Annotated in this window: 15 protein-coding genes, 1 tRNA gene and 1 pseudogene; 11 read left to right on the top strand and 6 right to left on the bottom strand. The window is 47.3% G+C overall.

Annotation, left to right across the window (positions count from 1 at the left end):
* Positions 1–60 precede the first annotated feature (60 nt).
* Both HV157_RS11650 and HV157_RS11645 read left to right on the top strand, forming a co-directional pair.
* A tRNA-Leu gene (locus HV157_RS11650) sits at positions 61–142 on the top strand.
* 545 nt (positions 143–687) lie between these two features.
* Entirely contained in the window at positions 688–1,056 is a 369-nt protein-coding gene (locus HV157_RS11645; protein WP_029497222.1) for a hypothetical protein, read from the top strand.
* Positions 1,057–1,106: 50 nt separating this feature from the next.
* Here the strand turns inward: HV157_RS11645 and HV157_RS11640 are convergent, their stop codons facing one another.
* The 6 genes and pseudogenes from HV157_RS11640 to HV157_RS11615 all read right to left on the bottom strand — a co-directional run bounded on the left by HV157_RS11640 (position 1,107) and on the right by HV157_RS11615 (position 4,288).
* Positions 1,107–2,315: an IS256 family transposase gene (locus HV157_RS11640; protein ID WP_015386429.1), complete on the bottom strand. Its 1,209-nt coding sequence runs from the start codon at positions 2,313–2,315 to the stop codon at positions 1,107–1,109.
* A gap of 72 nt (positions 2,316–2,387) precedes the next feature.
* Positions 2,388–2,573: pseudogene (locus HV157_RS11635) on the bottom strand (IS256 family transposase); the annotation flags it as partial.
* Between the two features lie 456 nt (positions 2,574–3,029).
* Positions 3,030–3,338 (bottom strand): hypothetical protein, encoded by a 309-nt coding sequence (locus HV157_RS11630; protein WP_180238192.1) that lies wholly within the window; start codon positions 3,336–3,338, stop codon positions 3,030–3,032.
* Positions 3,320–3,517: a hypothetical protein gene (locus HV157_RS11625; RefSeq protein WP_023304379.1), complete on the bottom strand. Its 198-nt coding sequence runs from the start codon at positions 3,515–3,517 to the stop codon at positions 3,320–3,322. Before HV157_RS11625 ends, HV157_RS11630 begins: the two co-directional genes overlap by 19 nt.
* A gap of 5 nt (positions 3,518–3,522) precedes the next feature.
* Positions 3,523–3,717: a hypothetical protein gene (locus HV157_RS11620; RefSeq protein WP_023304378.1), complete on the bottom strand. Its 195-nt coding sequence runs from the start codon at positions 3,715–3,717 to the stop codon at positions 3,523–3,525.
* A gap of 10 nt (positions 3,718–3,727) precedes the next feature.
* Complete coding sequence (locus tag HV157_RS11615; protein ID WP_023304377.1) at positions 3,728–4,288, bottom strand: tyrosine-type recombinase/integrase; 561 nt, start codon at positions 4,286–4,288, stop codon at positions 3,728–3,730.
* A 2,139-nt stretch (positions 4,289–6,427) separates the two neighbouring features.
* Here HV157_RS11615 and HV157_RS11610 point away from each other — a divergent pair.
* The 9 genes from HV157_RS11610 (at position 6,428) to HV157_RS11570 (ending at position 12,007) form a co-directional block, all read left to right on the top strand.
* Complete coding sequence (locus HV157_RS11610) at positions 6,428–6,592, top strand: hypothetical protein (RefSeq protein ID WP_045619843.1); 165 nt, start codon at positions 6,428–6,430, stop codon at positions 6,590–6,592.
* A complete protein-coding gene (locus HV157_RS11605) occupies positions 6,552–7,160 on the top strand; it encodes a helix-turn-helix domain-containing protein (RefSeq protein ID WP_103448991.1) in 609 nt (202 codons plus the stop codon). Before HV157_RS11610 ends, HV157_RS11605 begins: the two co-directional genes overlap by 41 nt.
* 244 nt (positions 7,161–7,404) lie before the next feature.
* A protein-coding gene (locus tag HV157_RS11600; protein ID WP_180245966.1) for an IS3-like element ISSen4 family transposase occupies positions 7,405–8,525 on the top strand; the annotation gives its coding sequence in 2 pieces (ribosomal slippage) (positions 7,405–7,663 and positions 7,663–8,525; 1,122 coding nt in all).
* A 266-nt stretch (positions 8,526–8,791) separates the two neighbouring features.
* Entirely contained in the window at positions 8,792–9,178 is a 387-nt protein-coding gene (locus HV157_RS26275) for a hypothetical protein (protein WP_045350907.1), read from the top strand.
* Complete coding sequence (locus HV157_RS11590) at positions 9,178–9,402, top strand: hypothetical protein (RefSeq protein WP_023304375.1); 225 nt, start codon at positions 9,178–9,180, stop codon at positions 9,400–9,402. Before HV157_RS26275 ends, HV157_RS11590 begins: the two co-directional genes overlap by 1 nt.
* Entirely contained in the window at positions 9,395–9,712 is a 318-nt protein-coding gene (locus tag HV157_RS11585) for a hypothetical protein (protein WP_023304374.1), read from the top strand. The genes HV157_RS11590 and HV157_RS11585 overlap by 8 nt, the downstream gene beginning before the upstream one ends.
* A gap of 672 nt (positions 9,713–10,384) precedes the next feature.
* Entirely contained in the window at positions 10,385–10,600 is a 216-nt protein-coding gene (locus HV157_RS11580; protein WP_045623475.1) for a hypothetical protein, read from the top strand.
* Positions 10,597–10,956, top strand: coding sequence for a hypothetical protein (locus HV157_RS11575; protein WP_003862896.1), 360 nt, complete (start codon positions 10,597–10,599; stop codon positions 10,954–10,956). Before HV157_RS11580 ends, HV157_RS11575 begins: the two co-directional genes overlap by 4 nt.
* Positions 10,957–10,981: 25 nt before the next feature.
* Entirely contained in the window at positions 10,982–12,007 is a 1,026-nt protein-coding gene (locus HV157_RS11570) for a major capsid protein (RefSeq protein ID WP_172754455.1), read from the top strand.
* Positions 12,008–12,012 lie beyond the last annotated feature (5 nt).

Raw genomic sequence — 12,012 nt, 5'->3', positions numbered from 1 at the left:
GCCGCTTGCATGGCGGCGCGCGACAGGTATAATCCACAACGTTTCCGCATCCCCTTCAGTGCCGAAGTGGCGAAATCGGTAGACGCAGTTGATTCAAAATCAACCGTAGAAATACGTGCCGGTTCGAGTCCGGCCTTCGGCATTCAGTACCTTATTTTCTTTTAAATCAATGAGTTAGTGTGAAAATTCCGTCTCATTGACCAGTAGAAAATGTCAATTCTTCATCACGTACAAAAGCCACTGTGTTTGTTAATGGCTTTGGTATGTTAGCACATAGTGGCGAGTAGTTCCCAGGCTCAACCTCGTATCGCTTTTCCCTTTGAAGCTGGAAGACGTGCCACCGTCTCTAAACCTATACCAAACGCTTACAGTGAAGCGCATTTTTTGCCGATGCTCCCAAATGCCACACGTCGCTGATGACGTTGCAGGGAATAAACAGGTTTATGGTGGTGTTCGTACCTACAAACGATATGTAGGCTCTGCCAGCGGTTCGGCCTCGCTCCTTCGGGTACATGGTCATCCTGATAAACTTCACTGTCTGACATATCCCTGATGTTGTCGCCTAACGGCTCCGCGTGTTGTCTTACCACCAACGGGCATTAGGCTTCTATTGTCCAAAATCTGTTAGTTGCACAATTTTTGCACCCTGTATAACCTGAGATTAATCTTAATCACTCAAGGGTGGGTATGTCAGATAAGGAATCAATACGAAGGGAGTTAACTCTTTTGTTGGAGATACTCGCCTTGACTGGAGAGCAACGAGATTTTGTTGAATCAATGTACCAAGACAATGCAAACAGTAGGGGGATGGTAATGACCAACAAGCAGTTACGTATCCGCTATGGATTTCATGGAAAACACATGGAAAAAAATGTTGCCTGGGATGGCAATGATCAGGTGAATAGTGTTTTGGCTGTTCTTATTGAGGAGTTGTCTCTCCCGATAGGTGAGAAACCAGTGAATCTGATTGAACACGGTGTAGATGATGTATTTTTCTACGATGAAGAGAGTCAGAAATGGCTCGAAATCCCTCCTAAATGGCTAATCAAGGCATAAGGTCAGGGGGCAACTCGACCCTGTACACGATTCTGTGTAAATGCCTTTTCTCAGAAGTGACCGTCCAGGCGGTCACCGAACTCGATAATAAAGCGGCTCATTGCCATACGCCAGTCCCTCAGCGGCATCGTCCATTTCTGTGAGGCCGCCTGGATTGCCAGCCACACCACCTTTTTCACCGCGTCGTCCGTCGGGAACACCTTACGCTTTTTGATAGCATGCCGGATCACGCTGTTCAGTGATTCTATGGCGTTGGTGGTGTAGATGACTTTGCGGATGTCTGCCGGGTAAGCGAAGAACGTCGCCAGGTTGGCCCAGTTTGCCTGCCAGCTTCGGCTTATCTGCGGATAGCGGCTGTCCCAGGCTGCGGCGAACGCTTCCAGCGCCTGCTGGCCTGCTTCTTCCGTCGGTGCCTGGTAAATCGCTTTCAGGTCGCGGGTGACGGCTTTGTAGTCCTTCCAGGAGACGAACCGCAGGCTGTTGCGCACCATATGCACGATGCACAGCTGGATGCGGGCCTCCGGATACACCGCGTTGATGGCGTCCGGGAAACCTTTCAGGCCGTCAACGCAGGCAATGAGGATATCGTTCAGGCCACGATTCTTCAATTCTGTCAGCACATTCAGCCAGAACTTCGCCCCTTCATTTTCGGCCAGCCACATCCCCAGCAACTCTTTCTGGCCTTCGATATTAATGCCCAGCGCCAGGAACACTGATTTATTGATGACACGACTATCCTGTCGGACTTTCAGGACGATACAGTCAAGATAAACAATGGGATAGACTGCATCCAGCGGACGATTTTGCCATTCGACAACCTGCTCCATGACCGCATCGGTGACCTTTGAGACCAGCGCGGGTGAGACATCCGCGTCATACAACTCTTTGAACGCGGCGGCGATCTCGCGTGTGGTCATCCCTTTGGCATACAACGATAAAATCTGGTTATCCATGCCGGTAATGCGGGTCTGGTTTTTCTTCACCAGTTGGGGTTCGAAGGAGCCATCACGATCGCGTGGGGTACGTAGTTCCAGAGGGCCATCGCCGGTGGTAACGGTCTTTGTGGAATAGCCGTTACGGGAATTAGCCCCCAGTTTGGGCTGATTTTTATCGTAGCCCAGATGGTGGGACATTTCGGCGTTGAGAGCCGCCTCAACGCTGATTTTCTTCAGCAGGCGATCGAACTGGTTGAGATCGTCAGGGGTTTTGAGATTTTTGGCCAGTTCGTTAGCCAGAGCCTGCAACTGTTTTTCGTCCATAAATTAACCTGCTTTTGATGTTGGATTGAACATATCAAAATCAGGCAATTACACAAATTTATGTACAGACTCGTTACGGGAATTAGCCCCCAGTTTGGGCTGATTTTTATCGTAGCCCAGATGGTGGGACATTTCGGCGTTGAGAGCCGCCTCAACGCTGATTTTCTTCAGCAGGCGATCGAACTGGTTGAGATCGTCAGGGGTTTTGAGATTTTTGGCCAGTTCGTTAGCCAGAGCCTGCAACTGTTTTTCGTCCATAAATTAACCTGCTTTTGATGTTGGATTGAACATATCAAAATCAGGCAATTACACAAATTTATGTACAGACTCGGCAACTCGCCCCCCGCTTCTTCACTTCAACGCGCGTATGTAATCAAGCAAGGCTTTCAGTTGGCTACCTTTCATCGCCGGAACACGAATACGTATATCAGCCTTTCCTGTACTGGCGTACCTGCTTTCCCCTTGCAGTAATCGAAGGCTCATTGTTATGATCTGATGGTCTGACATTACTAACTCTCCGTGGTGGTTTGTTGTTTGTCGGATCGCTGTGTGGGATGTTCTCAGCATCCTGCACAGCACTATTAACAGCATTGCGTAAATTTCTCGGTAACAGATGACGCTGTATCGTCGTCCCTGCAAACTTCACTACCTGCGTATAAACGCACACCGTAGCACCACACCAGATAAAGCTGGTGATTAGCTCTTCTTCCTTTTTCAATACTCATCTCCGAGAATTGCACCTAAGAAAAATTCTGTTTGCTCTTCGCTGCCTTTGACGCTGTAACACTCGATAGCCTTTCTCATTTCGCTTTCGTCCGTGTTACCAGACAGCCATTCTATCAGGCTTTCTAAATACTCCTCCGCTCTGTTCACGTCGTGATCTTCTGGTAACACCTTGATAGCGTCTGCCATGAAACAGGCTTCTACGTGGTCGTAATGAAACAGCAGGGCAAGAATACTTTCTTGTTGCCATTGTTCAGGCGTTTTCAATCCGTAACTGTTAGTCATTTGATACTCACCCATTTACGATCCTCGTTCGGTGTTGCTTGTTGAATTGCATCTTTCAACACCTGTTCAAAGTTCACGCCGTGCTCCTGGCTTCTCTGCCACATGTCCAAAAATGCTACGGCGAATTTCAATTCTTCTTCGCTCTCAATAGGACTGAAAGCTGTGGTGTGTTCGTTCATCTCTATAATCTTCATACTCATTACTCCTCTTCAAAGGTCATTGTGTAGCGGCATTGCTGCGATGGTCTGATCGTCACTGTCTCCGTATAGTTGGCGTTGCTGTAAACGCAGATCTTCGCGTTATCTGTCTCCTGTTCATCACTGAGAATCAGGGTTATCTGTCCGGCATTCGCCAGGGCTGGCATGATCCCCAGCGTCAGCACAAGATATTTCATGTTTACCTCCTTATAAGTCCATCTCATTGATCACACGGCTAACGGCTTGCTTGTCTAAATCCAGATAGCGTCTGGTGTCGGTGATGTTGCTGTGATTGAGCACAGTCATAGCGAGGGCAATGTTATTTCCAGAACGCCGATAAAGAGCATTCCCCCCCGCCTTTCGAAAGCTGTGTGCTGATACAGTGCCATAAATCCCGATAGCTTTAGCGGCTTCTGCGATCTGCTTACTCACTTCCTCGCGTCGTACAGGTGCTTGCTTGTTCATCGAGCGGTTACGTTGGCTCCTGAACACATGCACATCATGCGGAAACTCAGCACGGCGACGTGCGATCATCTGCACCACTGGAGCCGGAAGGGTGAGGGCTTTACGCTTCCCTGTCTTCTGTTCTTCTATGTCAATCTCACCGTTGATCACTTCGTCGAAGCGCAAAGCGACGGCATCACCCACACGCAGTACGGCGGCTTGCATTATTAACGAAACGTCAGCTATCAGGCTCTTGTTATGAGCGTTTAGCCACTCCCTGATCGCTTTAGCTTGCTGTTCGTCTAACACTACTGCTCTGTTCAATTTACCCTCCTTCAAGGTCACACATCTAAATCGATGAAATAAATATTATGATCAATTTCAGTAAGTTGCAATACAAATGATCAAAAAATGATCGTTGTTGTGTGTGGTAGATGGCGCGATTGTGTCCACTGCTGAACGCGAAGATCAGGCACACCCAGATCGAAATCTGCATGATTTTGAAATATCTTCAACAAATTCATAAGGTTGGCATTTATAAACATGTGTTTGGACATTGCCAAATCATCAGATCGGCAAGAAGAACAGCGGTGACACCGGAACATCACACTACCAATGCTTGTGTGTGGTTGTTATCTATCTCATTGATTTAATGGTGATAAATGTAGAGTCGTTAGGCGAGGGCGGCGCTAACCTGCCTGTATGCACAGATTATGCGGAGTTTATGCACTTGCAACTGATTGCATCATGAAATGATTAGAATGCTAATGAATTGGCGGGTTTTGGCATGAAAAAAGAAACATCGTTTCAATTTAGAAAACTCGTTCAACGAATCTGGCACGGGTGCAAAGTAGTTTTCATGACAAATGGCGCTGTATTCAGCACTACACAACGGTTTGGCTAAACTGATCATTCTGACAATGAAAGTGAACAATCTACTTTAGCTTACATTTACCCAGGATCTTTACCTGTCATTTAAGATAGGTTTTGACGTTATTAATGTGGGGTTTCGATAGGGATAACCTAATATTTTCCTCTGGCTGTTCTTAGGATTGTTGCATGTGCGATTCGTTGGGTGAAGGGCGAGGGTCTACCGTTGGGTGAAGGGCGACGGTACTTTGGATAACCCTCAAATTGAGGTGCATTTGCACCACTGAATCGGAGAAAGTAACGCTTTGGTACTTTCGTAATACACGGGAAAAAGCCGACTGTTCAGAAAGGATACAGGGGAAAAGCCCGAGTATTCGGCACTCCAGATCCCAATGAATACCCCTATCAAGATTGATACCCCTATCAGAACTGATACCCCTACCCCTATCAACTTTGACAGGAGTACCCCTATCAAGTCTGATACCCGATAAGAATAAGTTAATAACAATTAACCTAATAAGAATGATCTTTATTCTTTTATGGTTTTGCGCTTGTCGCAAAGATCTTTTGCCTGGCGTCTCTCGCCGTCACTCCTGGCAAGCAGCCTTACTTCGCTTCCTTTCGGGCTACGTTGGCTGGCCTCGTTCCGCTCACGACGCAGCAAAGCGTTACTCTTTACCTTCTGGACTCGTGCAAACTTCGTTTCTGACGAGAGTCAGGCACGAACAATTATTTGCCATCGGCAAAGTACCGTTGCGCTGTGCGCGGAATTACCATCTGACCAACCAACTACCGTTGATTGACCATCTGATAAGTTGACTAACCTCAACCATCCATTCATGAACTAACGTTCACCCATGCAAGGTTTCAGTAAGTCAGTGGCTAAGGCTTCACTGTTCGCTGATGGCTCCAGTTCATCCAGCCTCAATCCAATACCAACACCTACTATCCTGATAACTACCGTTATCCCTCTGTAGTTGTGCTATTGGTTTCGGTAAGTGCCAGAGGGCGCACAGGAAGCCCGTAGAGCGATTTAAACAGGGTAGGGAATGCAATGGTAGCCTGAAAGCGTCAGAACGCCGCAGAGAGCGTTACAGGCTGTTTTTCGTTGTTCTTGTGGCTGTCTTCTCTGGTGGCAAGTTCTACCACAAAAACAGATTGACATCCACTGTTTATTTTGTGTATAAAGAGCACAAATCGCAAAGCAAAAATGCAACGCATTGAAAATGATCAAAATTTTTTCGAATAATCACCGTTGAGGGGTTGACAGATAGGTAAGAAAAATGTTATAGTACCCATGTAGCATAAAACTTTATCCACATAATCTCTTAATGCGCTTTGAGCCGTCAGGCTGCAAGGTGTCTTTTTTATATACGCCAACCATAGGAGGCCACACTGAGATACTTTGACGTTGAAGACACACTTCAACAATTGAAAGACGGAACCACCAACCGTTACCGCATCCGAGCACTACGCAACGCTTGCCGCGCTCGTGGATACCACGAGAGGGAAGCCTTTCTCACAGAAGTATTGAAGCGCTGGGATGAAATCCGCACTTCGACCACTGAATAATCTCACGAAGGAGAAGACACGATGAAAATCAATTTCACAACAGAAACTTACGAGGCGTTGATCAACCGTGCCAACAAAGAAGACAAACCCGCTGCCGCTCTGGTATCGGAACTCATAACAGCGATCCTTAGCAAAGAGGAAAATAATGAAGACAACAAAACACGAAAAGCTATTCCTGGCGATTGACTATGATTTACTCGGAATCACTTCCGTAGAAGTTAACGGCGAAACTCACGAAGTAAAACTTCACCACAAGATCGTTTATTCCTATCTGCAAAGCCTGTCCGGTACATTCCAACAAGTAACCCCTTCATTAACTGGTATTGGTGATCGGCTCGGACTTGGTACAGATCAAACTGTACGCCGCCACATTAAAGACCTCGTGTCTTTTGGTTGGGTGCAAGTTGTTAGTGAAGGCCGAAAAGGGATGACGAACATTTACATTGTTCTGCCATATCACCAGAAGCCACCTGTAACAGTGTCTGACGAAGTGCCAGCCCCTGAGCCAGTGAAGACAGTAGAAACCCACGAAGACACACCAGCGATAACGCCTCAAAGAATCCGTACTTCTGACGCAGTGAAACACCTGTTTGAAAATTTGTCACAACGGCGAGAGGACGAGAGCTTTTATTCCTGGTCATCAAGAGTACTTCAACGAATCGGAATAGATCATTCAATGGGAATCGAGCAACTATTTCAGGAAACACACCCGTATGAATACACCCAGATTGAACAATCAACGATACCATTTTAACGGAGACCTAATTGATACAATACATAAAACTGAACAATACAAACCAGATACAGATCAACGATAGCGGGAAGGGCGTTTATTATGCGCTTATCTGGTTCTGGAAAGGAAGGAAAACCAAAATTTCCTACGGCGAGCTATCTGATAAATCCGGTGTAAGTGACCACGGGATCAGGTGACCTGCTCCCCGTTGATTAGTACACCCCGATGTTAGTAATGTCTTCATAAGCCACATGAGGACATCCCCATGAAGAAGCGTTTTTCCGACGAACAGATCATCAGTATTCTCCGCGAAGCCGAAGCTGGGGTACCCGCCCGTGAACTCTGCCGCAAGCATGCCATTTCCGATGCCACGTTTTACACCTGGCGTAAGAAGTATGGCGGTATGGAGGTGCCTGAAGTTAAGCGCCTGAAGTCGCTTGAGGAAGAGAACACCAGACTCAAGAAGCTGCTTGCCGAAGCCATGCTGGATAAAGAGGCGCTTCAGGTGGCTCTTGGGCGAAAGTACTGACGACAGACCAGAAGCGGGAAGCCGTGATGTTGATGTGTGATGCGACCGGTCTGTCGCAACGTCGTGCCTGCAGGCTTACAGGTTTATCCCTGTCGACCTGCCGCTATGAGGCTCACCGTCCGGCTGCTGATGCGCATTTATCAGGGCGCATCACTGAGCTGGCACTGGAGCGCAGGCGTTTTGGCTACCGTCGTATTTGGCAGTTGCTGCGCCGTGAAGGGCTTCATGTTAATCATAAGCGCGTGTACCGGCTTTATCACCTCAGTGGCCTGGGCGTAAAACGCAGAAGACGTCGTAAAGGGCTGGCAACAGAACGTCTGCCGCTGCTCCGTCCGGCGGCGCCCAATCTGACCTGGTCGATGGATTTCGTCATGGACGCACTTTCCACCGGTCGCAGGATCAAGTGTCTTACCTGCGTCGATGATTTCACAAAGGAATGCCTGACGGTCACTGTTGCCTTTGGGATTTCAGGCGTTCAGGTCACGCGTATTCTGGACAGCATTGCACTGTTTCGAGGCTATCCGGCGACGATAAGAACTGACCAGGGGCCGGAGTTCACTTGCCGTGCACTGGATCAATGGGCCTTTGAGCATGGTGTTGAGTTGCGCTTAATCCAGCCGGGCAAGCCAACGCAGAACGGATTTATTGAGAGCTTTAACGGACGATTTCGCGATGAATGTTTGAATGAGCACTGGTTCAGCGATATCGTTCATGCCAGGAAAATTATTAATGACTGGCGGCAGGATTATAACGAATGCCGCCCGCACTCCACGCTGAATTATCAGACACCGTCTGAATTTGCAGCGGGCTGGAGAAAGGGTCATTCTGAGAATGAAGATTCCGGCGTTACTAACTGAGTGTTGTATCTAATCGTGGGGGCAGGTCACAGGTTCTGGCTTCGTGCGCTGCGCAACATTGGTGTGATTGATATCGACGATGAAAGCCATTATCTATCATTCACGCTGAAACACATCGAACGAGACAATGTAGAATTTATCTACTCTGATTTCTAAAACACACAATCGGGAAACTTTTATGATCATCGCTATGTATTGGTTATTTGCATTTTACGCAGTATGGACATTAACGAGAAAACACGGAGTTTCCCCTCTACGAGGAATGAATGGGACGAAAAGAACGAAATCCAATTAAACGGATAGAACAAGCAACACGCGCCAGCAAACGTAAATACACCTCTTCTCTACAAGACCTCGCACGAGAGTCTATTCCAGGAGAATGGATCACCGAAATAATAGAATACCCTGCAACGGTGCCCGTAGGGGCTGAGTTTGAACTATTGCAGGATGTTTTAGCATCTTCGGATAACGTCTTCTATAAACCACGCCGCCGCCGTGAATACCAAATTGATAGCAGTGATCTTAGATCCTGGCAGGTGAAGGGGTGGGAAAACTACGCCGATTTTGTCGGGTATTGCCAAACGTGGGGATTATCCCATCACACGCAAGACCTCGATTTTATTTTTCACGATGAAAAGGAAACACACGATTAATGCACCTGGAAACAACTCAAACAAAGCGATTCGCCCAGCACGTTAAATGCTGTGAATGGTATTTCACTGAGATCGAAGCAATCAACAATGACGCTTATCTGACGGATGACGAGAAAATAACTGCGCTTGATGACCTGGAAAACAGAGTCCTTACTCTCGCAGCGCCTTTCCTGGCTGCTGCAAATAAAATCAAAATGACAATGGAACAAATAAAAAATGACTAAAACCGATATTGACCTAATGCTACAGGAATTTCACGAGCAACTACACATTCCGCTTCTTGATGCGACTACGGAAGCCTACCGACAGGGAACCCCTGAGAGCGTTTCTGAGGCCGTTAAACAGCTTCATCTGGCCTCAGTTGTTATGCAAGGGATTATAAGCGTAGTGGAGCAGTCAGAGAGTCTGAACGAGGATCAAGACGTACTACGCGAAGTGTCTCAGGTGGCTCAGTCCCTCGTGTCCTGTATGCAGGATTTAGACGGGCTTGCGCAGGACATAGCCGAAGAATACGCAGCACTCGAATTTGAATAAAAATGCAAGGAAAGTGAATAAAATGTTGGTTTGGGTATTGACAAATTAACAGAAATGTTATAGAATAAGAAGTAGGGATAGTATTCGAATCACTTCACCCTCCTGAATGCCGTTTCCCATAGCGGCACTCTCTCCATCTGAATTTTCTCTCTGAAAGCTGGTTGTTTTCCTTTGTTGTGTTTAGTTCCAAAGGGTGGCGCGGGCGTTCCCACTTGTGTCGGGTGGTAACGGACAATCACCGCGCACATTCTCTTTCAGAGAGCAAATTCTTTGCTCTAAATCTTATAACCCCGTTAGGATTATAAGCAGTCAGACTGAATAAACGCCGTCAGTGGTCGTTACGTTCAGGCTGGCAATCTCTTATTACTATTCCAGTGGTGATATTGAGATTCCATTCCCACTTCTCGCCATGACAGAAGGGCTTCTGTTTTGAAGTGGGAGCAATGACGGGCGATCCTTCTTCTGTTATTCGTAACAGTTGCGCCCTTCATTTTTTTTAAAGAAACCATTCTTTAACATCATAATCCTCCGAAACGAAAATGACGTTAAACAATGCTTTCTAACAAGGGCATACTCTCCAGGGGCTTAATCGCCCCTTTTTAACAATCTGCATGTAACACTTCCGTTATTAACGGAATGATGAACGCAGTTACAACGCGAAGGAACAACACAATGTTCTTAATAAACAATCGCGACCGAATCCTAAAATACAAATCCGAAGTGATTCAAGTTAATCCTGAGTTAATAGCTAAAGTGGCTGAAATGGCAGGATGTACCGTTGAAGAAATAGAAAAAGCTGTAGAACAGTATTTCCCTTCTGAGGACACACCTCAACTTAGTATGCAGGAACGGATCGCAATCAAATCCAAGGAAATCAAACAACAATGATTGTAGACCTAACCGAGCTTTTCCCCATTCGTAAGAGTTTCACTGACGTAGTGAGCTACGCCACTGATTCTTTTGCAGCCGTAGAAGGCCGTGTTTTCGACCTGCCAGCAGATATTGAATGCGGCGATGTTATCGGCGCTGATGGCGCTCTATACACCTCCGGCGATGATGCCTTTGTGGTGGTGTCCGATGCCGTCAGTGCTGGCGACGGTAAAACGGTAAATGTCCTACGTGCGCCTAATGTTGGCAGCTTCGTAGCATTGAAAGCCGACAACCTGAACGCAGCTAATCACGCCGCAGCTATCACCACGCTCGAATCCAAAGGGTTCGTATGCCGTCCATTCTTCACCTCTTAATCAAGGAAGATAAATAATGAGTAAAATCGCAATTGGGCGTGAGATGGTCGATTTAGCGCCAATCTTCCAGGCTCTGCCGGAACGTAACTATCTTATGAATGCCCTCGACCTATTCGACGGGGTAGGTGTTCAGAATCCGAAAGTGGTGGTGACACAGCTTCTGGATGATAACTACAGCCTGTTTAACACCCCGCAGAGCCGTTATTCATCAAACCACGACACTACCGCGCGTCAGAATGGCAAAGAATACCTTATCGAGATTCCTTGGTTTGCAAGGGAAGATGAGTTTAAACCTGTAGACGTACAAGGCCGCAGAGTGCAAGGAACGGACTACGAGCAAACCGTTACCGACCTGTACACCGAATACACTGGCAAACATAAGATTGCTTATCTGCGTACCCGTGAGTCTTACCTGGCCCGTGCTCTGTTCAAAGGTGAAGTTTATACGCCTGCAACTGATGACCTACTGATCTCTTATGCTGAACTGTTCGGTGTGGTGCCAATGACAGCCAGCGTGAATACAGCGACAGCGGCACAGGATTTTGATGCCATCTTAGACAAAGTTCAGGCTGCCGCAGGTGGATTGGCTGGACAGATTGAACGAGTGATCGTATTCGCTAAACCTGCTGCATTTAGCCAGATTCGCTTCTCTGACAGTATGTCTAAGGCGTTCCAGTATGTAGCGCCATATGACGACCGTAACCTATTCTACCAGCGTCACGAGCTTCTCCCTGGTGTTAGTACGTTTAGTCTGCCTGGTGCGCCGATCGACATTGTTAAAGTGACAGATCCGCTGATCCTTGCACAGATGCCAGATGATGCTGACATGGTGGCGGTGCCTGTGTTTAGCAAAGGCAACTCAAATCCTTATAAGAATATTTACGGCGCTGCCTCTGGCAACTTCGCGCTGATCGATGCAGCACCTGCTGAATACTACTCTTGGGGCTACCTGAGTGAGCGCGGCGATGCGTACCACGTTATGCACGAAAATTCGGCGTTGCCTGTCAATCATGCGTTAGGTATGCAGGTGAAAATCACCATCACTGCTTAATGAGC

Origin of the sequence: Enterobacter sp. RHBSTW-00318 (genome assembly GCF_014101375.1) — a bacterium.
Taxonomy (GTDB): domain Bacteria; phylum Pseudomonadota; class Gammaproteobacteria; order Enterobacterales; family Enterobacteriaceae; genus Enterobacter; species Enterobacter ludwigii.
The sequence above is the reverse complement of the archived record's forward strand: the minus strand, read 5'-3'. Positions and strand labels throughout refer to the sequence as shown.